This window comes from Ruegeria sp. P8 (assembly GCF_056534665.1).
The window spans coordinates 60,742-81,481 of sequence record NZ_JBQERC010000003.1 but is presented as its reverse complement, the minus strand read 5'-3'; the positions used below and the strand labels follow the sequence as shown (position 1 = coordinate 81,481).

The following is a 20,740-nucleotide window of genomic DNA, read 5'->3' as shown; positions in this document are numbered from 1 at the left end:
CGCGGCGTCACCAGTTATGATCTCAACCGGCACTCAGGAATTGACGGCGGATCCCGGCGGTATCGCGCGGGCTACAGATATGTTGCGACAGGGCCTTCTGGTCGCTTTCCCGACCGAGACGGTCTATGGCCTGGGCGGCGATGCCCGCAACGGGCAGGCGGTGGCATCGATCTACGAGGCCAAGGGGCGGCCCAGCTTCAATCCGCTGATCGCACATGTCGCTTCGGTCGCCGCGGCGCAACGGTATGTGCAATGGTCAGATCAGGCCGAGCATCTGGCGCAGGCCTTTTGGCCCGGTCCGCTTACCTTGGTTTTGCCCTTGCGCGAAGGGCACGGGATTTCATCGCTGGTGACGGCAGGTTTGGATACGTTGGCCGTGCGCGTTCCGGCACATCCGACAGCGCGCGCGCTGCTGGCCGAATTTGATGGCCCGGTTGCGGCGCCTTCGGCAAACCCGTCGGGTCAGATCAGTCCGACCACGGCAAATCATGTCTGGTCGGGTCTTGGCGGCAAGATTGCGGCTGTTCTGGATGACGGGCCGTGCGATGTCGGGCTTGAGTCCACCATCATCGGCCTGGCTGGGGAACCTGCACTTTTGCGTCCAGGTGGCATCGCGCTGGAGCAGGTCGAAGAGACGCTGAAAACGCGACTGCATTTGCATCAATCCGGTGACCTTCTGACCGCCCCCGGCCAGTTGCAATCACATTATGCGCCGGACGCCCCGGTCCGTTTGAATGCCAAAACCCGTCAGGGTGACGAGGTGTTACTGGGATTTGGGCAGGTAGAGTGCGACCTGAACTTGTCCGCCACCGGCAACTTGACCGAAGCGGCGGCAAATCTGTTTGCGTTTCTGCATCAGCTGAACGAAACCGGGCGACCGATTGCCGTTTCTCCGATCCCTGACACGGGTTTGGGGGCGGCAATCAATGACCGGCTGCGGCGCGCGGCGGCACCCCGTGACAGCTGATCACGCTCGCCCCGCGCTGGCAGAAAGGGTCAGCGGGTCCACGCCCAAAGAAGCCAACGCTGCCTCCCATTTCGCATCATCGGGCACATCGAAAACAAGTTTCGACGTTGCCTCGGTGGTTAGCCAGCCGTTCATGGCAATTTCATCCTCAAGCTGACCGGGCCCCCAGCCGGAATAGCCCAGCGCCAGCATCGAGTTCAGCGGCCCAGTGCCTGACGCCAAATCCTCGAGCACATCAAGTGTCGCCGTCATGCTGAAATCCTCGGAAATCTGCATTGAATGCAGGTTGGCCTCGTAATCGGCGCTGTGAAGGACAAAGCCGCGTGACATCTCGACTGGCCCACCGAAATGCACAAGGCGTTCGCCGACAATCGGTACACGGCAGGCGATATTCAGTTGACCCAGCAAGGTCTTTATCCGCAGGTCCGAGGGCTTGTTCACAATCAAACCCATGGCACCGTCGTCACCATGACTGCACACATACACCACCGAATGGTCGAATCGCGGATCTCCCATACCGGGCATCGCAATCAACAGTTTTCCGGTCAGGTCCATGGGCCGCCATCTCTTTCTCAGAACACCTCAACAATGGCCCCGCAGCATGTCTATTGGCAAGAGAACAACAGGTATTTTGGCGGATTTCATCCCAGTGAACAGAACGTGACTTGGAATCCGGGTCAACGCCGCGCATTTAAGAGGGATGAAGATGTCGATGAAACACACTGCTGTCGCCGCACTCGCTTGCCTGCATTTGGCCGCCCCGGTTGCCGCTCAGGGTCTGGACGGCGTGGTTCAGCTGGATGTTCTGGATGGCGGACGGACTGCAAACGGCACTTATCTTACCGCCTTGAAGGTGACGCTTGAGGATGGTTGGAAAACCTACTGGCGTGCGCCCGGAGATGCTGGCATCCCGCCGGAAATCAACTGGAAACGCTCAAGCAATGTCGGGCGTGTTGAGATCACATGGCCTGCCCCCGATGTCTTCGATCAGAACGGGTTGCAGTCGATCGGTTACAAGAATCAACTGGTCCTTCCGATTGAGATTACGCCGCGCAACCCTGCCAAGCCGGTCCGATTGCAGGGCGAAATGGATCTGGGCGTTTGCAAAGACGTTTGTATTCCGGAACGTCTGGGCTTTGACCACACACTCGACGCCAATGCCGGGCGCCATCCCGCGATTGCCGCCGCACTGGCGCAACGCCCTTATTCCGCGCAAGAAGCTCGCGTGTCCAGTGCCACCTGTCGTCTGACGCCGACTAAAGATGGTATGCGTATCGAAGCACGAGTGACCATGCCATCGGCAGGTGGTCATGAAGTGGCTGTGATCGAACCCGGCAATCCCTCCCTCTGGGCGTCGCAGCCGGTTGCGCAACGGCAAGGTGATACGTTGGTGGCCGAGGCCGAGATTATCAATGCATCGGGTACACCCTTTGCGCTGGATCGCTCTGAAATCCGGATTACAGTTCTGGGCGCCAATCACGCAGTTGATATTCAGGGCTGCAGCGCAGGCTGAATTCATGACCCAATCACCAAAAATCGGTGCCCTGGCCGTTGTTCTGCATCAGGATCAGATTCTTCTGGTTCAGCGCAGCAAGCAGCCCGACGCCGGGCTGTGGGGGTTTCCCGGTGGCCATGTCGAATGGGGTGAAACCGTATTGGAAGCGGCACAACGCGAATTGCTGGAAGAAACCTCGGTGATCGCGCAGTCGTCACATTATCTGAAAAATCTGGACCTTGTGCGCCGAACCCCAGATGGGCTGATCGTGTCCCATTACCTTCTGGTCGGGGTCGCCTGCCAGTATCGCTCGGGCACGCCGAGGGCCGGTGACGACGCACTGGATGCCCGGTGGTTTCCCGTCGATCAGATACGCCAGGGCAACCTGCCCATGAGCGCGCGGGTCATTGAGCTTATGGAATATGCCTTGCGTGCGGTTTAAGCATCTGCCGATTTCGTGAGGCGACCATAAAGCATGCCTGAGGCAACAATGCTCAGAATCACAATCGGCACAGCTCCGGCAACAAACGCGCCCAGCCCCATTTTCAATGCGGCAATGCCATCATCACCGGGATAAAGACCTTGTAGCATAGCAAGCGGTGCACCGTTGACGGCGGGCCAGATCATCGTCAAGGCAAACCAGATCCCAAGCATCACACCGGTTCCGGCCAACGCGCCACGAACAACCTTGTCAGGGGCCCGTGCAGCACGGCGCATGGCTGTCATCGGTCGTGCCACGTCATTGAGAATTCCCAGCAAGGCGGGCACAAGCACCAACACCAGCAACATTCCGAAACCAAGCCCGTAGACCAGTGTGATTACAGTCGGTTTCAGAAACTGCGCCTGTTGAGAGCCTTCATATAGTAAGGGTGCTAGCCCAAGAACCGTCGTCAGCGTGGTCAGCATGACAGGTCGCAACCTGTCCGCCGTGCCATCCAGAATCGACGGAATCAACCCGCGATCCTGCTGGTATGCGTCGATCGTGGTCACCAAAACGATCGAGTCGTTGATAATGATCCCTGTCATGCCCAGCAACCCGACCACCGTGAACATGCTAAGCGGCACCTCCCAGATGTAATGGCCCCAAATCGCTCCGACCAGGCCAAAGGGCATAATCGCCATGACCACAAGGGGTCGTGTCCAGCTGGCAAAAACCCAGGCCAGTACAAGGTAAATACCAGTCAGGCACAGGATCAGACCATTGCGGGCCTCGGACAGGAATTCGTTTTCCTGTTCGCTCAGACCCGACATGCGCCACTCAACCTGCCTTTCGGCCGCGATATTGGGAAGGATCTCGTCCTGCATCACGCGTTCAATTTCGGCGGCCCGTGCCGGATCGTCTTCCGAAATATCGCCTGTTACCGAAACCACCCTCAGGCCGTTTTCACGCCGAACCGTCGAAAACCCGGACTTGCGCTCGACCGAAACGATATCAGCCAGCGGTACATAGACCCCATCAGGAGAACGCATCAGAGTTCGTTCCAGAAAATCTGCTGTCAGTTCACCTTCGGGCAGTTCGACACGGATCTCGGCACTGCGCGGCCCGTCGGGGAAGGTTGCGGCCTCAATCCCGTTCAAACGGTCGCGCAAAGCCCGCCCCAGCGTTTCGATCCGAAAGCCCAGCGCCTGACCCTGCGCCGTCAGGTCAAGAAGAAACTCTTCCTTGTCATATGCCAAAGTGTCCTCAAGTGCCGAAACTTCAGGAAACTTCGACAGCGCAGTTTGCAGATCTTCAGATGCGGCTTTCAGGACATTTACGTCTGAGCCATAAAATTGCACATCGATTGCATCGCCGCCGGGGCCGGACCGCCAACCGCGGAAGCTGATCACTTCGACCTTGGGGTGACGCGGTACGAAATCCTGTAGCTCGCCCACAAACTCAAAACTCGAATATGGGCGCAGATCGGCGTCGATCAATTCAATCGAAATACCTCCCAGCACACTGCCGTCCTTGCCGTCAGCCGCAGCAAGCGCACGCCCGGCATTGCCACCAACTTCAGCCAGGACATAGTCAATTGGATTTCGGCCATGACGCTCTTCGTAGATCCGGCCCAGTTCGTTGGTTGCATCCTGTAGAATGCGCATCATCTCAAGTGTATCTGACCGGGTCGACCCTTCGCGCATAATAAACCCGCCGCTGACCGAACTGCGTTCAGGCGCGTTGAAGAACCGCCAGTTCACGTCGCCACGAATGAACAATGCGACCTGACTGGCCAGGATGGCGATCATCAGCGCGGCCACCACATATCGCGCCCAGATCACCCAGGCGATCAACGGGCGGAACAAGTGATCCCGAACCCAACGAAAGCCACGATTGACGACACGGTTCGGCAGATCGTACCAGTGTTCTTTGGCCGAATGCGCAATTGCATGCGCCATGTGATTGGGCAGGATCAAGAAGCATTCCACCAGCGATGCAACCAGAACTGCGATCACCGTGAAAGGGATATCGCGGATCAGCTCTCCGAAACGTCCTCCAACCAAAGTCAGGCCGAAAAACGCAATCACCGTCGTTACCGTGGCGGCCAGAACCGGCATCGCCATTCGACGCGCGGCGCGCTCTGCGGCTTCCACTGGTGTCTCGCCCAATCGGCGGGAGCGAAAATCAGCGTGCTCCCCCACGACAATGGCATCATCTACAACGATCCCCAACGTAATGATCAGACCAAACAGTGAAACCATGTTCAGCGACAGACCGCCCAGATACATCAGCGCAATCGCCGCCGACATCGCCACCGGGATACCCGCCGCGACCCAAAATGCGATGCGCGCATTCAGAAACAGGAACAACAGGATGACAACAAGCCCCAGCCCCATCAGCCCGTTATCCACCAGGATGTTTAACCGGTCGGTAATTGCTTGCGCCCGGGTGCGGATCAGATCAATTCTCACACCTTCAGGCAGGCGGGCCTGCATCTGGCGGGCAACGTCCTCGACCGTGTGCTGAATACCTATCGCATCGCCCAGGTTCGACCGGTCCACTCTGATCGACATGGCGGGATTGTCGCCCACATAATAGCTGCGGTCGCGGGTGACGCCTTCAATCCGAATTGTGGCTATTTCGCCAACCTTCAGCTTCGACCCGTCTTCGTTCGTCCGCAGCGCGATGCCTTCGATCTGTTCCGGCGTGCGTTTCTCAGTTCCCGCCCGGACACGAGCACCCGCACCTTCGACATTGCCAGCGGGGTCCGTATTGACTTCGGCACCTATCGCTGCCGCGATTTCGGCCATCGTTATATCGTTTGCGATTAACTGAGCGGTGGTGACCTCGACAACGATGCGCGGTGCGGCAATACCCCGGATTGTCGTGCGGGTCACACCTGATGCGAATAAACGATTGATAAGCTCATCCGTCAGCTTAGCCAGCTGAGCAGTATCGGTCGGACCGGTAATCACCACATCCGTCACCCGATCACGCCACGCACCGCGTTGAATCTTGGGCTCCTCAGCGTCTTCCGGCAGATCTGTGACAGCGTCTACGGCGGTCCGGACTTCCTCAACAGCGCGGGACACATCCCAGTTGGGTTCGAATTCCAGCCTGATACGGGTCCAGCCCGGATGCGAGGAAGCCTCGGTACTGGTCACCCCTTCGACGGCCAGCAGCGCAGGTTCCAGCAACTGCACGATCCCGGCGTCCATGTCCTCGGGCCCGGCACCATCCCAGGTTACGGATACATCGACGCGTTCCAGAATGACGTCCGGAAAGAACTGTGCACGCATGTTCGGGATTGCCGCCGCGCCAAGAACCAGCATGACAAGCAACAGCAGGTTGGCAACTGTCCGATGCCGCGTGAAGTAACTGAGAATGCCGCCCGCCGCGCCAGGTATCTCGCGCATCATGGCGTTTATCCCCCAGCCCTGGTTTCAATACTGCGCACCAAAGATGTCGGCACTCGAGCTTCGCGCAGCCGGGTTAGAACCTTCGTCTTTTCCTTCGGTGGCATCGCACTGTTCGCCTCGACCTGAGCCACAAGTTCGGCGCGTTTCTCGTCCGTCAGCTCGACCATTCCGGGGTCTGCACCCGCCTCAAGCCGTAGGGGCCGCACACGCACGCCCGACCCAAGCAGGGGGGTTCGTCCGACGACGACCTCACGCCCTTCCAACCCGTCGCCCCGCAGCAGAACTTCGTCCCCCTGGCGGCGGATGAGCTGAACCGGCAGACTTTCCAATCGGTCATCAGGGCCAAGAACCAGAACTGTTCCGGATGCATCAAGGACCGAAGACGGCAGTCGGTAAACTCCGGCAAGCGGCTGTTCCTGAACTGAAACCGTAACGAAATCTCCAGGTTTAAACCCCGATGCCTCTTGCAGGCGGGCATAGATCAACCGCCCGGTCTGGCCTTCACCGGCAGACCCGCTATCGCGGCTAATCTGGCCAATTGCGGTCAGATCGGTCCCTGTGACTTCAAGAGATATGGTGACCGGCGCATTGATCAGACGATCGCCGCCATCCAGAAGCCGCACATATTGCGCGGTCGACACCCGAAACGCCACCTCTAAGTCGTTGGGATCAACCAGTTCAGCAAGCTTTTCACTTGCAGATACCAGCCGCCCTTCCACAAGCGTAACATCCGTTAAAGTGCCGCCAAAGCCCGCCCGGATTGTCATGTCGCCCAGATCGCGCTCCGCAGCTTCCAGTGCTATCATGGCTCGGGCAAACAGGGTTGATGCCTGATCCACACGGGATTCAGCCTGTGCCAGCGCAATACGCCGCGCCAGAACGGCCTGTTGCGATGATGCTGCGGCCAGTTCGGCCTCTTCCACGCTGGCGGCGGCCCCCACGCCCCGTGATTCCAGATCCCGTTGGCGTTGCAACGCCCTTTCCCGCAGTTCCGCCTGAGCCTCGGCCGATTTCAGCTCGTCCTGCGCCAGCAGCAACGAGCGTTCTGCGTCTCGCTCTTCAAATTGGGCGTCCAAGAGATCGGACTTTGCCCGATCCAGCGCAGATTGCGCATCTGCCGGATCCAGTTCGACCAGCACTTCGCCAGCCTCAACAATTCCACCATCTTCAAAGTCTTCTGCCAGCGCGACAACGCGACCTCCAAGCGCCGCACGCAGCTCCAGCCTGCGGCGGCTTTGAACCTCTCCGAAAGCTTCAAGATATGGGGTGACGGTTTCCGCCTCGGCAGGCCGAACCGCAACAGCAAAGATCCTTTCTCGTGCGGGTGGTGTCGCGTTATCGTGCGTCAAAGCCTCCTGAACGGCCCCAACGATCATCTGCACGGCAACAAACAACAAAGCCAGCGCCAGAAACGCCAGAAAAATACCGACAAGACTATGTCGTAGAAATCGCATCGATCAGTTACCCCGGTTGCACCACGCTGCCGTCCACAACATGTAGCTGGATCAGGAAATATGCCAAGCCACAAGGCGGTTATACGGAATGGAACGTATGACCAGTCTACTTCCGTCGCAGATGTTCGTCCAATCTGGGCATTATTTCCACAAAATTGCACGGGCGATGACGATAATCGAACTGTTTTTCCAAAATACCGTCCCACGCGTCCTTGCAGGCCCCCGGGCTGCCGGGCAAGGCAAACAGATATGTCCCCCCGGCAACGCCCCCCGTCGCCCGCGATTGCACCGCGGAAGTTCCAATCTTCTCCATCGAGATGATCGTGAAGACGGTGCCAAAGGCTTCGATCTCTTTTTCATAGACATCGCGATGCGCCTCGACGGTGACATCGCGCCCGGTCAGACCCGTGCCGCCGGTCGAAATCACGACGTCGATCTGTTCGTCCTCCACCCACGCGCGCAACTGATCTGAAATCTGTCTGCGCTCGTCCCGAATTATTCTCCGATCCGCGACAACATGGCCCGCCTTTTCGATCCGGTCCGCCAATATCTGACCCGAGCGGTCCTCTTCCATCGATCTGCTATCCGAAACAGTCAGTACGGCGATCTTAACCGGGATGAACTCCATGGTTTCGTCAATGCGCGACATGTGGTGTCAGGCCCTTTCCAGAATGGCAAGCCGGACCGCAAGGGCCGCAAAAATGCCCCCTGTAATCCAGCCCAGAATACGTGAGGCGCGCGGATTCGAGACCAGATGGCGCCCCGCGCTTCCGGCGAAAACACCAACCAGCCCGTTCACGACGAACCCACCGATGCCGATGATTGTGCCGAAGATTAAAAACTGCATCAGGACCGACCCCCGCGACGGGTCTACAAATTGAGGGATAAAGGCCAGAACGAACAGAATTACCTTGGGGTTCGTCAGATTGACAAGCATCCCTTCCCGAAAAGACAACCGGGTTGGTTTGACGGGTGCCTCGGCTGACACCGCGCCATTTCGAACGGCACCCCAGGCCAAGTACAGCAGGTATGCAACACCAACCCAGCGAATGACATCAAACAGCCATGGCAAGGTCGCAACCGCCGCGCCAAGGCCCAGCCCAGCCAGAAGGACCTGTATCATTCCACCGGCGGAAATCCCGGCACTTGCGGCAATCGCGGCGTGCGGACCTGATCGCAAACCCTGACCGAAACAGAACATCATATCCGCGCCCGGTGTCAGGTTCAGCGCCAGTGCAGCGGGAATGAAGGCAAGAAGCGTTACCAACTCAATCATACGGCGACCTCGAACCAGTTTACCTTGGGACCAAGGTTGGCGATCCGGGTGCGGCCGATCGAGCCGCGATATCCCCAGCTGTCGTGAATATGGCCGCAAAACGTGAAACGAGGCTGTATCCGCTCGATCGCGTTCCGGACAGCGACCGAACCAACAGCCACGCCTTGCGAGGTCACATCCCCATGACCCTTGGGCGGCGAGTGCGAAATCAGAATATCTGCTCCGCCGCAGCGCGCCAGCAGTTCGGCGGCCTCACCTTCGGTCAGATCACAGGACCAATCACCAAACGGTGTGGGTGGAACACCGTAGCCAAGCCCGAACAGGCGCAATCCATCCACTGTCATTCCCGTTCCGTGCAGAACATGCACACCCTCGGGCACCGCTTTGCCCAGATCCTCTGCGCTTTCGGCATTCCCGGGTATCAGGACCAGCGGCGCTGAAACGCCCGAAAGCATTTGCATCGCCTCATCCAGACCCTGCCGCATGTTGCAATAGTCCCCTGCGCCGATGACCAAGTCGGCATCAGCGCTGGCGGCTACCAGATCAGCGGCGCGGTTTCGCGCCATATGAAGATCGGAGAACGCCAAGACCTTCATGACTCACCTCGCAGCCGGGCTTTCAACTCCAGCAGATCAGCCCAAGCCTGCCGCTTCATTTGCGGCTGGCGCAGCAAATAAGCTGGATGAAACATCGGGATCACAGGCAGGTCCATCGCCTGATCCCACTGGCCGCGCAATCGGGTAATCCCGCGTTTCCCCAGAACAGCCTGACAGCTGATATTGCCCATTACCACCAGAACCTCGGGCCGGGCCAGCGCCACGTGACGTTCCAGAAAGGGCTTCATCATCCCTATTTCTTCGGGCTTTGGGTCACGGTTCTGTGGGGGCCGCCACGGCAGCACATTTGTGATATAGACGTTCTGCCTGCGATCCAGATCAATCGCGGCCAACATGCGATCCAGCAACTGGCCCGCGCGCCCGACAAAGGGCTTGCCCTCGCGGTCTTCGTCGCGGCCCGGAGCCTCACCGATGATCATCACCCGCGCACCGGGCGTTCCATCAGCAAAAACCAACTGCCGCGCACCGCGCTTCAGCTCGCAGTGATCAAAAGCTTCCATCGCATCGCGCAGCTGATCCAGTGACCCTGCCCCCTTGGCCGCTGCTTGCGCAACCGTTACCGGGTCGGCCTGTCCGGGCTTTGACGGGATGGCTGCCGCAACCTCTGCCTTCTTGGGCTTTGGTGACGTGTCCGGCACCGAATATCGATCAACCGGAGCGTCCCCGATTGCCTCGGTCACGCCCAGTTCGACCTGCCATTCCAGCAAGGCCCGTGCAGAGTAATAGTCCAAGCCCGATTCCATATGGATAATTTACCCGCCTGAGGGCTGATGGAAAGCGAATTGGGCTTGATCGGTCGCTCTGTCGCGCCGACCATCAGGGCACGATGCTCAGAACCTTGCGAATCCTCCTGATCGGGCTTGGGCTGGTGCTTACCGGCAATCCGGCATTGGCGACGTTCCACAACGCACAGGGTCAGTGCCGTGCGGGCCAGTTCAAATGCGGCACCACCTGTTGTTCCGGTGGTCAAAGATGCAGCTTTGATGGGCACTGCATACCGCTGGGCGGCACCTATTGCGGTGGCGGGCGCAGTTGCGGCCCGTTTGAACGCTGCGTAGCGGGAGGAGCGCGTTGTGCACCCGCAGGCGCGAACAAATGCACATCGCGTCTGGATTGCCCCGGTGACAGTTTTTGCAATGGGCGCGGCGAATGTGAACGGATCACACCAGATCCGGGTACAGCCCCTCCTACGATATGCGAGGATGGCCGCACTTGTGCGCGCGGCTCGTCCTGTCTGCCGGGTGGGGGGTGTTCCCGTCCGGGATGGTTCCTGTGCGAAGAAACAGGCTCGCAGTGCCGTCCGGGATTCAAATGCTCGGACCATCAGGGTTGCGTGCCGATCAAAGCCATCGACTGCGGATACGGCAAATGGTGCAAACCGGGTGAACAATGTCTGCCCGAAGGCGGCTGCGAAAAACTGCCAGAGGGTTCTGATCCTTAGGTTGCTTTGCCCCGCGGGGCTTTCTATAAGCGGCCCGATTGTCAGACAGGAGCCCGCCCATGCGTTTCGCCCATCGTCACCTTCTTGGCATCGAGCATCTGTCGCAATCCGATATCACCGAAATTCTCGATCTGGCCGAAACCTATGTCGACATGAACCGCCAGTCGACCAAGCATTCGGACGTTCTGTCGGGGCTGACCCAGATCAACATGTTCTTTGAAAACTCGACCCGAACGCAGGCAAGCTTCGAACTGGCTGGCAAGCGTCTGGGCGCGGACGTGATGAACATGGCGATGCAGGCCAGTTCGATCAAAAAGGGCGAAACCCTGATCGACACTGCGCTGACCCTGAACGCGATGCATCCCGACCTTTTGGTGGTGCGTCACCCGCATTCGGGCGCGGTCGACCTGCTGGCGCAAAAGGTCAACTGCGCTGTTCTGAACGCAGGCGACGGGCGGCATGAACATCCGACACAAGCTTTGCTGGACGCGCTGACGATCCGCCGCGCCAAAGGTCGCCTGCACCGTCTGAACATCGCCATTTGCGGCGATGTCGCGCACTCTCGTGTTGCTCGATCCAATTTGATCCTGCTGGGCAAGATGGAAAACCGCATTCGTCTGATCGGCCCGCCCACACTCGTGCCGTCGCAATTCGCCGAGTTTGGGGCCGAGGTATATGACGACATGAACGAAGGCCTCAAAGACGCCGATGTGGTCATGATGCTGCGCCTTCAGAAAGAACGAATGGATGGGGGCTTCATCCCGTCAGAACGCGAATACTACCACCGTTATGGCCTGAATGTGGAAAAGCTAGCGCTGGCCAAGCCCGATGCCATCGTCATGCACCCCGGCCCGATGAACCGGGGGGTTGAGATCGACGGAACCCTGGCTGATGACATCAATCGATCCGTCATACAGGAGCAGGTGGAGATGGGGGTCGCTGTCCGCATGGCCGCCATGGACCTTCTGGCCCGAAACCTGCGCGAGGTTGCATGAGCAATCTGACCGTCGCCCCTCATGAACGCGGCGTCCTGCGCCTGTTCGCGCTGGACATGCGCCCGGAAGAGGCGAAGTTCCTGCGCGAACCGGGGGCTGCCGAACAGGTGCTTGGCGTCGACGGGCTGGACCCCGAGCACATCGACATCTTTCCGGTATCCGACCTCGAAGAACTTGGGCTTTACGGCTATCTGAACGAAGGGTGCGGCGTGTCAGAAGATCAGTTGGACCGTGCCGCGCTGGCGCTGATCGACGGATGGGTCATGGTTCTGCGCAGCGCGGCGTTCAAAAACCGGGCCACGACCCTTGAACCCGATCCCCGGCTTCACATGATTGGTCTTTTCACGGAAGAGGCGACCAATTGGACCGGCGGAACGATCGAAACAGAAAGCGCCAAGCCTTTCTCGGCCCCGCAAACCGCGCCGGTTGACAACAAACCGCTCCGCATAGGCTCGGCTGTTATGGCATTGGTAGCACTTTTGATCACCGGAGGGATTCTGTGGCTGATCCTGTAGTCTTTGCCCCGGACAAGGGCGCGTATATCCGCACCAATGCATGGCTTGCGGCGGCTGCCATGGCCGGTGCAATGGCTGTGTTGTGGTTGACCGGCAACCCTTATGTCTGGACCGGAGCACCTGCCGGCCTCGCCGCAATTGGCATCCGCGCGTGGTATCTGGCATCGGAAGAACTGGCCGCTAACTGGGAGATGACCGAAACTTTGTTGACCGGTCCCGGCCCACGCAAAGTACCGTTGAATCAGGTCGAGGCGGTTAAAACCATGGGCAGTTTCGTACAAGTCGTTACCAAGGGCGGCGACAAACACCTGATCAAGTATCAGGCCGATCCCGCCGCCACGAAGGCCGCCATCGAAAGGGCCGTTGGATGACTGGTGAGTGGTGGCGGGAAAAAATACCAGAGGGTGAGGAGGTATTATGGTATCAGCGCCCGGAGCAAGGGTTTTTCCCTTTGCGATATGGTTGGTTCTACAAGATAGCAGCCGGTCTGATTGCATTGATTTGGCTGGCAAGCCCTTGGATGATTGAGACGGCTGGAGATTTTTGGAAGATTTTTGTCTGTTCGGTTGGATTTGTCTTCTTCGTTTGGGCTGATCGATTCATTCGCGCACAACGTGTCTATGTTGTGACCTCGCAAAAAGCGTGGGAGATAAACAAAGACCTGAAGTCGAAATATCTGAAAATCGACCGATTTCTGAACTTCTCTTGCCACCGACGACGAGTGACTTTTGACCGCCACCCTTTTTTTTCGTTCGATCATCTATCTGACCCGGATGCCGCATTGATGGCGCTGAAGCAAGCCCGAGAGACCGCACAATGACTTCTGTTCTTTTCACCAACGCACGCCTGATCGATCCCGAAGCCGGAACAGAGTCTACTGGCTGGTTGCAGGTGAACGATGGCCGGATTAGCGCCCGAGGCGAAGGAAGCGCGCCGAGTACTGAGGGGCATATCGTAGATTGCAACGGCAAGTGCCTCGCCCCTGGCATCATCGATATTGGCGTCAAGGTCTGTGAACCCGGTGAACGTCATAAGGAAAGCTATCGGTCAGCGGGACTTGCTGCTGCGGCTGGTGGTGTCACGACGATTGTCACCCGACCGGATACTCTGCCAGCAGTCGACAAACCGGAAACGCTGGAATTCGCGACACGCCGGGCGCAGGCCGATGCGCCGGTCAATGTTCTGCCGATGGCTGCCCTGACCAAAGGACGCGAAGGGCGCGAGATGACCGAGATCGGGTTTCTGATGGACGCGGGTGCAATCGCCTTCACCGATTGCGATCACGTCATCACTAATACCAAGGTGTTTTCCCGTGCCCTGACCTATGCGAAATCCTGTGGCGCGCTTGTGATAGCCCACCCGCAAGAGCCGGTGCTGAGCGCCGGGGCCGCAGCGACCAGTGGCAAGTTCGCGGCACTGCGCGGCCTGCCCACAGTGTCACCGATGGCGGAGCGGATGGGGCTGGACCGCGACATTGCCCTGCTGGAGATGACCGGCGCCGCCTATCACGCCGACCAAATCACCACTGCCCGGGCGCTGCCTGCACTGGAGCGCGCCAAGCGCAATGGGCTGGACATAACCGCAGGGACGTCGATCCACCACCTGACGTTGAACGAGCTTGACGTTGCCGACTATCGCACCTTCTTCAAGGTCAAACCGCCGCTGCGATCAGAAGATGACAGGCAGGCGGTTATCGAAGCCGTTCGCACCGGGCTGATCGATATCATCAGCTCGATGCACACCCCTCAGGACGAAGAAAGCAAACGCCTGCCGTTTGAAGAAGCGGCCTCGGGTGCAGTCGCGCTGGAAACGCTTCTGCCCGCGGCCTTGCGCCTGTACCATGCAGGCCAGCTGGATCTGCCGACACTGTTTCGGGCCATGGCCCTCAACCCGGCCAAACGGCTAGGCCTGGACAGCGGTCGCCTGTCGAAAGGCGCGCCAGCGGATCTGGTTCTGTTCGACCCGGATGTGCCTTTTGTGCTTGATCGGTTTGCACTAAAATCAAAATCTCAGAACACTCCATTTGACGGCCAGCGGATGCAAGGTAAGGTCATTTCGACTTATGTGGCAGGTAATGAAGTGTTCCGGAGACCCTGATGCCCCCAATCGACAACTCGACTAGCGAACTGCTCCAATGGGCGGTCGTTGGATACCTGATGGGCTCCATTCCCTTCGGCTTGTTGCTTGCCAAGATCATGGGGCTGGGAAATCTGCGCGAGATCGGGTCCGGGAATATCGGGGCGACAAATGTCCTGCGCACCGGCAACAAGGCCGCTGCGGCACTGACCTTGCTGTTTGACGCAGGCAAGGGGGCGGCGGCCGTTCTGATAGCACGCGCATATGCGGGTGAAGATGCAGCCCAGGTTGCCGCTCTTATGGCGTTTCTAGGCCATTGCTTTCCGGTTTGGCTGAGCTTCAAGGGTGGCAAGGGCGTGGCAACCTTTCTGGGGCTTTGGCTGGCACTGGACTGGCGCATCGGTGTTGCCTGCTGCCTGACCTGGCTGGTCGCGGCAGCAATCTGGCGGATATCCTCGGTTGGCGCATTGGCTGCGGCCGCGCTGTCAACGACTTGGGTGTTGTTGCTGTCAAACGGGACTACATTTATCCTTGGGATAATTCTGACACTTCTGGTCTACTGGCGGCACAGCTCGAACGTCGCGCGGATCAAGGCCGGAACGGAACCCAGAATCGGAAAGCCGTGATCGCGCCAGACGGGTTTCTGTATGCCCTTTTTGCACTGCCCTTGGGCAGTTTCACCGGAACCTCCGGCGGTCGGCGCTATGTTGTTGTGCGTCAACGAATGGCGGGTGGTAAATCCCACAAGCTGGTTGCGCACGAACTGGGCGGAGCCGACTATATCAGCCTGAACCTGTATCAGACCATGGGCAGCGGCGCGTTGCTAAGACCCTGTGAAATGTCCGCATGCAAAGTCATCGCATTTGTCCTGAACCTAAGGCCGGATGCCTGAGGAGAGATCGGCAAAAAAGAACAGTGGCTCTATCACCTGCGCACAATCACAAATCATTGTTTTGAACGTGATCAGCCCGCTTCCCAAATCGCTATCGTGACGGTCAATTACGGGCCACACAGGACAACAATCTGGGCCTTACGGCGGCAATTTTCGCGGTGTCGAACGGGCTCTTTTCACGAAAGGTGAAGCAATGAACAAGTTTAGATCTCTGATCAGTGGCGTGGCACTGTCTGTCACATTGGCAACCTCCGCGCTGGCGGCTGGCGTTGAAATCAACGCGAGCTCGACCGGTCTGGCCATGCAGGGTTATGACCCGGTGGCGTACTTCACCGCTGGCGAGGCAACCAAAGGCGACTACCGCATCACTGCGTTGCACGATGAGGCACTGTACCGGTTCTCGTCGGAAGAAAACAAAGTAGCCTTTGAAACCAACCCCGAAGCATACCTGCCCGCATATGGTGGCTATTGTGCCTTCGGCGCGGCCATGGGCTTTAAATTCGACGGCGACCCGAACCACTGGAAGATCGTCGACAACAAACTGTACCTGAACCTGTCCAAAGACATTCAGGAGCGCTGGGAAGGCGACATCCCGGGTTTCATCGAAAGCGCGAGCGCAAACTGGGAAACGATTGCTGAAAAATCCCCGGCAGAGCTGCAATCGCAGTAAGATCTGACTGTTTCAGGCAAAGCGGCGGCGGGTTTTCCGCCGCCGTATGTTTTTTGAACACCTCTCATCCTTCCCCAACGGGCGAAACATATATCCGCATTCTAAGGACGATGGCGTTTGGGTACTGCGTTACAGATCCAGAATTGTGCTGCCGGTCGTTTGCCGCGCTTCAAGCGCACGATGCGCATCAGCAACCTGATCCAAGGCAAAACGCTGATCGACATGGATTTTGACCTCACCCCCCTCGACTTTGCCAAACAGGCGACGCGCCATTGCCTGACACACCGCATGATCCGCGATATGTGTAAATAACGTGGGCCGGGTGATCTTGAGCGAGCCTTTCTGACCCAGAATCCCAAGGTTGAACGGTGGAACCGGGCCCGAGGCGTTGCCGAAGGAAATCATCATGCCCAGCGGTTTCAGGCAATCCAGTGATCCTTCGAATGTGTCCGCCCCGACCGAGTCCATCACCACGTCGACGCCCTGACCCTTTGTAATCTCAACCACGCGTTCTGCGAAATTCTCGGACCTGTAATTGATGCAATGCGCGGCCCCGTTAAACCGGGCAAGGCTGCATTTTTCGTCACTCCCCGCCGTTCCGATCAAGGTGATGCCTTCGGATTTAGCCCATTGGCATGCAATCAACCCGACCCCACCAGCTGCCGCATGGAACAGAACCGTATCGCCCCGTTTCAACGGTGTGGTCCGGTGAAACAGGTATTCAACCGTCAGACCTTTCAGCATCATCGCTGCGCCGGCTTCGAATGTGATGCCATCCGGTAGCGGGCAAACCTGCGCTGCGGGCATCACACGCGCCTCGCAATATGCACCGGGCGGGGCTGCGGCGTAAGCGGCCCGCTGCCCCGGTTGAAGGTGGGTCACCCCTTCCCCAACCGCTTCAACGGTTCCCGCCGCTTCCATGCCTAAAGCATGTGGAAGATCAAGGGGATACAGGCCGGTGCGTTGATATACGTCGATGAAGTTCAACCCGCAGGCCTGATGCCGAATACGTATCTCACCCGGACCGGGGTCGCCCACTGGCCTGTCTTTGATCCGCAGAACCTCAGGCCCACCAAATTCATGAATCACAACCGTTTTCGCTGTTTGCTGCATCCTGATCTCCTCTTGCCTGCCATCAAGCTAACATGACTGTGACACAGGGCAATCCGTCCGATGCCGGAGTATTGATCCAGATTTCGCAAATTTATGTTATACTGAGGTATGGCGTTGCCGGTTGGACCGGCCACGGGCAACTGAATGCCGGATCCGTTCCGCGGCGCAAGTCTCGCCAGGGAAGGGTGAAGAAATGGCTAAGACAATCGGAAATCCGATCAGCTGGGCAGCCCAGGCTCTGGGCGCCACAAGTGACCACGTCACCGAAAGCGTCTCGCAACTTGGCAGTGCAGATCCAACGCAAGTGCCAATGGTGCAGACCTTGACCCTGCAAGACCTACGGGCCTGCCTGAGGGCGGGGTATCAGGATTTTCTCGAAACCCGAGCGGATGTCGTATTCATTGTCCTGGTTTATCCGATCGCCGGGCTTTTGATGTTCGGCTTTGCCCTGAACGCCAATCTGGTTCCGCTTCTGGCCCCTCTGGTCGCTGGCTTCGCGCTGATCGGACCTGTTGCGGCCGTGGGCCTCTATGAGATCAGCCGTAAACGTGAACAGGGCAGCGAGGTTCACTGGCTGGACGCATTTGGTGTGCTTCGATCGCCGTCGTTCGGAGCAATTCTGGTTTTGGGGTTTTACCTAGTAATGCTGCTGCTGCTTTGGCTAATGGTGGCGCAAAGCATTCACACCTACACGATGGGCCCCGAGGTTCCAGCGTCGCTCAGCGCATTTGCCACGCAGGTTTTCACGACCTCTGCGGGCTGGGCGATGGTCATTGTCGGAACTGCGGTTGGGTTTGTTTTTGCCCTTTGCGCTCTGGCGATCAGCGTGGTCAGTTTTCCCTTACTGCTGGACCGCAAAGTGGGCCTGCCGGTTGCTGTTGTGACATCATTCAGAGTGCTGCGTCACAACCCCGGAGTCATTCTGACATGGGGATTCATCGTGGCAGTGCTTTTATTCCTGGGGGCTTTGCCATTGCTGTTGGGGCTTATCGTGGTGATGCCCGTTCTGGGTCATGCCACGTGGCATCTGTATCGCCGCGCCGTTGCGTGAACGCGCGGGACACGCCCGCGCATTCTAAACTCAACCCGCAATCTTCAGAACAATCTTGCCAATATGGCCCGAGCTTTCCATGCGCGCGTGGGCTGCGGCGGCCTCGGTCAGATCAAACTCGCTGTCCATCACGGGCGCAACTTTTCCGGCATCCAACAGAGGCCAGACAGCTTCGCGCAGGTCCTGCGCGATTTGCGCCTTGGCCAGATCACTTTGTGGGCGCAAGGTGCTGCCGGTCAGGGTCAGGCGCTTGACCATCATCAGGGCAAAGTTCAGCTCGACCACCGGGCCTTGCAGAAACGCGATTTGCACCAGCCGCCCATCTTCGGCCAGAGCCTTGACGTTGCGGGGGATGTAATCACCGCCGACCATATCAAGGATCAGGTTTGCCCCACCTTCGGCGCGCATGGCTGCTACGAAATCCTCGTTTCGATAGTTGATCGCCTTTTCCGCGCCCAGTTTGACACAAGCCTCGCATTTTTCATCCGACCCAGCCGTGGCAAAAACGCGCGCGCCAAAGGCATTGGCCAGTTGGATTGCCGTCGTACCAATTCCGCTGGACCCACCGTGAACCAAAAAGCGTTCACCTGCCTTCAACCCGCCACGCATGAACACGTTGGACCAGACTGTAAAGAATGTCTCGGGCAGACACGCTGCCTCTTTCATTCCCATACCTGCAGGCACTGGCAAACAATGGGCCGCTGGAGTCGAAACGTATTCCGCATATCCTCCGCCCGGCAGCAGTGCGCAGACCTGATCGCCGACAGACAGTCCTTCGACCCCCGCACCGACTGAAACCACTTCGCCCGAAGCCTCAAGCCCCGGCAGGTCGCTGGCACCCGGCGGCGGATCGTAAGCGCCCGCGCGTTGCAAAGCGTCGGGGCGGTTCACCCCGGCATAGGCTACTTTCAATACAACCTGTCCGGCCCCCGGCTTAGGAATAGGGCGTTCGGTCAGCTGCAATACATCGGGACCGCCCGGTTGAGTGATCTCAACAGCACGCATCATCTGGGTCATAGGCACCTCCTTTGCCCAATGCCTAGCAGGCATCAGAGGCAAGGCCCAGCACCAAGACGTGTTACTTTCGGGGGTTCAACACTCCAGGCAGATCACCCTGCATCTTGGACGGCGCCCTCACCTGACCCGCCAGCCAGTTCGGAACTGCAAGAAAGGGTTTCAACACCGGGTTGTCACGCACCTGAGCCTTGAGCTTTTCGAACTCCATGACATTTGCGATCCGGCGATCCAGAAACTCCCAGGTGCGCTGATAGTCGGGGCTGTCATCGCCCAGCCAGAACAGCAAGGTCGAGGAATAGACCCCCGACAAGGTTGCCCGTTTGGTGTACCAGTTCACATCGTCCGATGTATCGCCCAGCGCGCCCCAGATCAGGTCACAGGTCTGCCATAAGGCCTTGGCCCCATCGGCCGCATATGCTGGCAGGGAAAACAGCGTCATGCCCCGGCGCACCAGCTCTTTGTCTTCAACAGCCTGCAACCGGAACCTGACCGCGGCGGCAATCTTGTCGCGAAATTTTAGCCCGCTCATGTCCTCGGACCTGAGGCGGTCCAGCATCACCTGATCGCCGCGCGCATGAAAGGCCAGTGCCAGATCAACCGCCCCGCGCGGGCAGATTGCACGTGCCAAACCGTCATCCAGCCCACAATCGGAAACCGAGGCGCGAAAGCTAGTTTCCGACCAGCCGTCGAAAGGAACATGGTTCAGCATCGCGTCCAAAAGCTGCCGTTTTGCATCTTCATATGTGGTGGTCATGACGGTTCTCCGGTTGTCAGGCCCAGTACTAGACAAGTTAGGGCGGCTTTGCTATACGGCCAACTCCTGCAATTTCCTTGCAACTCTATCTAGAAAGGTGGTGACAACCACATGCAGGTTAGTGTTCGCGACAATAACGTCGATCAGGCGCTTCGTGCCCTGAAGAAAAAGCTGCAGCGCGAAGGCGTGTTCCGTGAAATGAAGCTTAAGCAACATTTCGAGAAACCGTCCGAGAAAAAAGCGCGTGAGAAAGCTGAAGCGATTCGCCGTGCCCGTAAACTGGCGCGCAAGAAAGCCCAGCGCGAAGGTCTGCTTTAAGATCTTTGATTTCGTCCAGCTTTGGATGACACTATTTGACGACCCCCGAGGCATGGCCCGGGGGTTTGTCGTTTCAGGGCTCGGATACAATCCGCCGACTCGTGGTTAAGGTTGTGCGGCAAGCTGCCATTTCCGTACAGGCAGTGTTTTGCCCGGCGCTTTGCAGCGCAACGAATCTCGTCTCGGTAGCATTGCGCCGCCAAAACTCGCCTAAATTGCACCGCCCTCTATCACCCCCGACATCCCCGC

24 protein-coding genes are annotated in these 20,740 nt (G+C 58.4%); 14 read left to right on the top strand and 10 right to left on the bottom strand.

All coding sequences use genetic code 11. The annotated features are described in order from the left end of the window. Positions 1–16: 16 nt before the first annotated feature. Positions 17–967 (top strand): L-threonylcarbamoyladenylate synthase, encoded by a 951-nt coding sequence (locus tag ACR0BZ_RS06710; protein ID WP_480919807.1) that lies wholly within the window; start codon positions 17–19, stop codon positions 965–967. Here ACR0BZ_RS06710 and ACR0BZ_RS06705 read toward each other — a convergent pair whose 3' ends face one another. Then, complete coding sequence (locus ACR0BZ_RS06705; protein WP_480483069.1) at positions 968–1,522, bottom strand: YqgE/AlgH family protein; 555 nt, start codon at positions 1,520–1,522, stop codon at positions 968–970. Positions 1,523–1,679: 157 nt separating this feature from the next. On the opposite strand from ACR0BZ_RS06705, the gene ACR0BZ_RS06700 reads away from it, so the two are divergent. Together ACR0BZ_RS06700 and ACR0BZ_RS06695 are read left to right on the top strand one after the other, a co-directional pair. After that, entirely contained in the window at positions 1,680–2,480 is an 801-nt protein-coding gene (locus ACR0BZ_RS06700) for a protein-disulfide reductase DsbD domain-containing protein (RefSeq protein WP_480585461.1), read from the top strand. Positions 2,481–2,484: 4 nt separating this feature from the next. After that, positions 2,485–2,904, top strand: a complete 420-nt coding sequence (locus ACR0BZ_RS06695; RefSeq protein ID WP_480919806.1) for an NUDIX hydrolase — start codon at positions 2,485–2,487, stop codon at positions 2,902–2,904. Here ACR0BZ_RS06695 and ACR0BZ_RS06690 read toward each other — a convergent pair. From ACR0BZ_RS06690 to ACR0BZ_RS06665, 6 genes are all read right to left on the bottom strand, one after another. Continuing rightward, positions 2,901–6,302, bottom strand: coding sequence for an efflux RND transporter permease subunit (locus ACR0BZ_RS06690; RefSeq protein ID WP_480919805.1), 3,402 nt, complete (start codon positions 6,300–6,302; stop codon positions 2,901–2,903). The two genes, ACR0BZ_RS06695 and ACR0BZ_RS06690, sit on opposite strands and share 4 nt — an antisense overlap. A 5-nt stretch (positions 6,303–6,307) precedes the next feature. Continuing rightward, positions 6,308–7,756, bottom strand: a complete 1,449-nt coding sequence (locus tag ACR0BZ_RS06685; protein ID WP_480919804.1) for an efflux RND transporter periplasmic adaptor subunit — start codon at positions 7,754–7,756, stop codon at positions 6,308–6,310. A 106-nt stretch (positions 7,757–7,862) separates the two neighbouring features. Further along, the gene (gene moaB, locus ACR0BZ_RS06680) at positions 7,863–8,405 is read right to left on the bottom strand and encodes a molybdenum cofactor biosynthesis protein B (protein WP_480919803.1); all 543 of its coding nucleotides are present in this window, start codon (positions 8,403–8,405) and stop codon (positions 7,863–7,865) included. A gap of 6 nt (positions 8,406–8,411) precedes the next feature. Beyond that, positions 8,412–9,032 carry a LysE family translocator gene (locus tag ACR0BZ_RS06675; RefSeq protein WP_480919802.1) on the bottom strand — a complete coding sequence of 207 codons (621 nt, stop codon included), beginning with the start codon at positions 9,030–9,032 and terminating at the stop codon, positions 8,412–8,414. After that, a complete protein-coding gene (locus ACR0BZ_RS06670) occupies positions 9,029–9,628 on the bottom strand; it encodes a metallophosphoesterase family protein (RefSeq protein WP_480506680.1) in 600 nt (199 codons plus the stop codon). Before ACR0BZ_RS06670 ends, ACR0BZ_RS06675 begins: the two co-directional genes overlap by 4 nt. Beyond that, positions 9,625–10,392 (bottom strand): uracil-DNA glycosylase, encoded by a 768-nt coding sequence (locus ACR0BZ_RS06665; protein ID WP_480919801.1) that lies wholly within the window; start codon positions 10,390–10,392, stop codon positions 9,625–9,627. Before ACR0BZ_RS06665 ends, ACR0BZ_RS06670 begins: the two co-directional genes overlap by 4 nt. 83 nt (positions 10,393–10,475) lie before the next feature. Between ACR0BZ_RS06665 and ACR0BZ_RS06660 the strand changes: the two genes are divergently transcribed. The 9 genes from ACR0BZ_RS06660 (at position 10,476) to ACR0BZ_RS06620 (ending at position 16,238) form a co-directional block, all read left to right on the top strand. Further along, positions 10,476–11,090, top strand: coding sequence for a scavenger receptor class F, member 2 (locus ACR0BZ_RS06660; RefSeq protein WP_480919800.1), 615 nt, complete (start codon positions 10,476–10,478; stop codon positions 11,088–11,090). Positions 11,091–11,149: 59 nt separating this feature from the next. After that, positions 11,150–12,085, top strand: coding sequence for an aspartate carbamoyltransferase catalytic subunit (locus ACR0BZ_RS06655; RefSeq protein ID WP_480919799.1), 936 nt, complete (start codon positions 11,150–11,152; stop codon positions 12,083–12,085). Continuing rightward, entirely contained in the window at positions 12,082–12,600 is a 519-nt protein-coding gene (locus ACR0BZ_RS06650) for a hypothetical protein (protein WP_480919798.1), read from the top strand. The genes ACR0BZ_RS06655 and ACR0BZ_RS06650 overlap by 4 nt, the downstream gene beginning before the upstream one ends. Further along, the gene (locus ACR0BZ_RS06645; RefSeq protein WP_209506628.1) at positions 12,585–12,971 is read left to right on the top strand and encodes a hypothetical protein; all 387 of its coding nucleotides are present in this window, start codon (positions 12,585–12,587) and stop codon (positions 12,969–12,971) included. Before ACR0BZ_RS06650 ends, ACR0BZ_RS06645 begins: the two co-directional genes overlap by 16 nt. Further along, positions 12,968–13,420, top strand: coding sequence for a hypothetical protein (locus ACR0BZ_RS06640; RefSeq protein ID WP_480919797.1), 453 nt, complete (start codon positions 12,968–12,970; stop codon positions 13,418–13,420). Before ACR0BZ_RS06645 ends, ACR0BZ_RS06640 begins: the two co-directional genes overlap by 4 nt. Beyond that, positions 13,417–14,697: a dihydroorotase gene (pyrC, locus tag ACR0BZ_RS06635; protein WP_480919796.1), complete on the top strand. Its 1,281-nt coding sequence runs from the start codon at positions 13,417–13,419 to the stop codon at positions 14,695–14,697. The genes ACR0BZ_RS06640 and pyrC overlap by 4 nt, the downstream gene beginning before the upstream one ends. Further along, a complete protein-coding gene (plsY, locus tag ACR0BZ_RS06630; protein ID WP_267365533.1) occupies positions 14,697–15,302 on the top strand; it encodes a glycerol-3-phosphate 1-O-acyltransferase PlsY in 606 nt (201 codons plus the stop codon). Before pyrC ends, plsY begins: the two co-directional genes overlap by 1 nt. Continuing rightward, positions 15,299–15,568 (top strand): hypothetical protein, encoded by a 270-nt coding sequence (locus ACR0BZ_RS06625; protein WP_480483043.1) that lies wholly within the window; start codon positions 15,299–15,301, stop codon positions 15,566–15,568. The genes plsY and ACR0BZ_RS06625 overlap by 4 nt, the downstream gene beginning before the upstream one ends. Before the next feature lie 193 nt (positions 15,569–15,761). Continuing rightward, the gene (locus ACR0BZ_RS06620) at positions 15,762–16,238 is read left to right on the top strand and encodes a YHS domain-containing (seleno)protein (protein ID WP_480919795.1); all 477 of its coding nucleotides are present in this window, start codon (positions 15,762–15,764) and stop codon (positions 16,236–16,238) included. Positions 16,239–16,367: 129 nt separating this feature from the next. On the opposite strand, the gene ACR0BZ_RS06615 is transcribed toward ACR0BZ_RS06620, so the two are convergent. Continuing rightward, positions 16,368–17,351 carry a quinone oxidoreductase family protein gene (locus ACR0BZ_RS06615; RefSeq protein ID WP_480919794.1) on the bottom strand — a complete coding sequence of 328 codons (984 nt, stop codon included), beginning with the start codon at positions 17,349–17,351 and terminating at the stop codon, positions 16,368–16,370. Between the two features lie 193 nt (positions 17,352–17,544). Between ACR0BZ_RS06615 and ACR0BZ_RS06610 the strand changes: the two genes are divergently transcribed. Further along, positions 17,545–18,402, top strand: coding sequence for a DUF2189 domain-containing protein (locus ACR0BZ_RS06610; RefSeq protein WP_480486575.1), 858 nt, complete (start codon positions 17,545–17,547; stop codon positions 18,400–18,402). 30 nt (positions 18,403–18,432) lie between these two features. Here the strand turns inward: ACR0BZ_RS06610 and ACR0BZ_RS06605 are convergent, their stop codons facing one another. Both ACR0BZ_RS06605 and ACR0BZ_RS06600 read right to left on the bottom strand, forming a co-directional pair. Further along, positions 18,433–19,419 (bottom strand): NAD(P)H-quinone oxidoreductase, encoded by a 987-nt coding sequence (locus tag ACR0BZ_RS06605; protein ID WP_480899201.1) that lies wholly within the window; start codon positions 19,417–19,419, stop codon positions 18,433–18,435. 61 nt (positions 19,420–19,480) lie between these two features. Continuing rightward, complete coding sequence (locus tag ACR0BZ_RS06600; RefSeq protein ID WP_480919793.1) at positions 19,481–20,173, bottom strand: COQ9 family protein; 693 nt, start codon at positions 20,171–20,173, stop codon at positions 19,481–19,483. 111 nt (positions 20,174–20,284) lie between these two features. On the opposite strand from ACR0BZ_RS06600, the gene rpsU reads away from it, so the two are divergent. Continuing rightward, positions 20,285–20,491, top strand: a complete 207-nt coding sequence (gene rpsU, locus ACR0BZ_RS06595; RefSeq protein ID WP_005614280.1) for a 30S ribosomal protein S21 — start codon at positions 20,285–20,287, stop codon at positions 20,489–20,491. Positions 20,492–20,740 lie beyond the last annotated feature (249 nt).

Coding starts and splice junctions, on each gene's coding strand:
- ACR0BZ_RS06710 (WP_480919807.1), top strand. CDS start 17: ATGATCTCAACCGGCACTCAGGAATTGACGGCGGATCCCGGCGGTATC.
- ACR0BZ_RS06705 (WP_480483069.1), bottom strand. CDS start 1,522: ATGGACCTGACCGGAAAACTGTTGATTGCGATGCCCGGTATGGGAGAT.
- ACR0BZ_RS06700 (WP_480585461.1), top strand. CDS start 1,680: ATGAAACACACTGCTGTCGCCGCACTCGCTTGCCTGCATTTGGCCGCC.
- ACR0BZ_RS06695 (WP_480919806.1), top strand. CDS start 2,485: ATGACCCAATCACCAAAAATCGGTGCCCTGGCCGTTGTTCTGCATCAG.
- ACR0BZ_RS06690 (WP_480919805.1), bottom strand. CDS start 6,302: ATGATGCGCGAGATACCTGGCGCGGCGGGCGGCATTCTCAGTTACTTC.
- ACR0BZ_RS06685 (WP_480919804.1), bottom strand. CDS start 7,756: ATGCGATTTCTACGACATAGTCTTGTCGGTATTTTTCTGGCGTTTCTG.
- moaB (WP_480919803.1), bottom strand. CDS start 8,405: ATGTCGCGCATTGACGAAACCATGGAGTTCATCCCGGTTAAGATCGCC.
- ACR0BZ_RS06675 (WP_480919802.1), bottom strand. CDS start 9,032: ATGATTGAGTTGGTAACGCTTCTTGCCTTCATTCCCGCTGCACTGGCG.
- ACR0BZ_RS06670 (WP_480506680.1), bottom strand. CDS start 9,628: ATGAAGGTCTTGGCGTTCTCCGATCTTCATATGGCGCGAAACCGCGCC.
- ACR0BZ_RS06665 (WP_480919801.1), bottom strand. CDS start 10,392: ATGGAATCGGGCTTGGACTATTACTCTGCACGGGCCTTGCTGGAATGG.
- ACR0BZ_RS06660 (WP_480919800.1), top strand. CDS start 10,476: ATGCTCAGAACCTTGCGAATCCTCCTGATCGGGCTTGGGCTGGTGCTT.
- ACR0BZ_RS06655 (WP_480919799.1), top strand. CDS start 11,150: ATGCGTTTCGCCCATCGTCACCTTCTTGGCATCGAGCATCTGTCGCAA.
- ACR0BZ_RS06650 (WP_480919798.1), top strand. CDS start 12,082: ATGAGCAATCTGACCGTCGCCCCTCATGAACGCGGCGTCCTGCGCCTG.
- ACR0BZ_RS06640 (WP_480919797.1), top strand. CDS start 12,968: ATGACTGGTGAGTGGTGGCGGGAAAAAATACCAGAGGGTGAGGAGGTA.
- pyrC (WP_480919796.1), top strand. CDS start 13,417: ATGACTTCTGTTCTTTTCACCAACGCACGCCTGATCGATCCCGAAGCC.
- plsY (WP_267365533.1), top strand. CDS start 14,697: ATGCCCCCAATCGACAACTCGACTAGCGAACTGCTCCAATGGGCGGTC.
- ACR0BZ_RS06620 (WP_480919795.1), top strand. CDS start 15,762: ATGAACAAGTTTAGATCTCTGATCAGTGGCGTGGCACTGTCTGTCACA.
- ACR0BZ_RS06615 (WP_480919794.1), bottom strand. CDS start 17,351: ATGCAGCAAACAGCGAAAACGGTTGTGATTCATGAATTTGGTGGGCCT.
- ACR0BZ_RS06610 (WP_480486575.1), top strand. CDS start 17,545: ATGGCTAAGACAATCGGAAATCCGATCAGCTGGGCAGCCCAGGCTCTG.
- ACR0BZ_RS06605 (WP_480899201.1), bottom strand. CDS start 19,419: ATGACCCAGATGATGCGTGCTGTTGAGATCACTCAACCGGGCGGTCCC.
- ACR0BZ_RS06600 (WP_480919793.1), bottom strand. CDS start 20,173: ATGACCACCACATATGAAGATGCAAAACGGCAGCTTTTGGACGCGATG.
- rpsU (WP_005614280.1), top strand. CDS start 20,285: ATGCAGGTTAGTGTTCGCGACAATAACGTCGATCAGGCGCTTCGTGCC.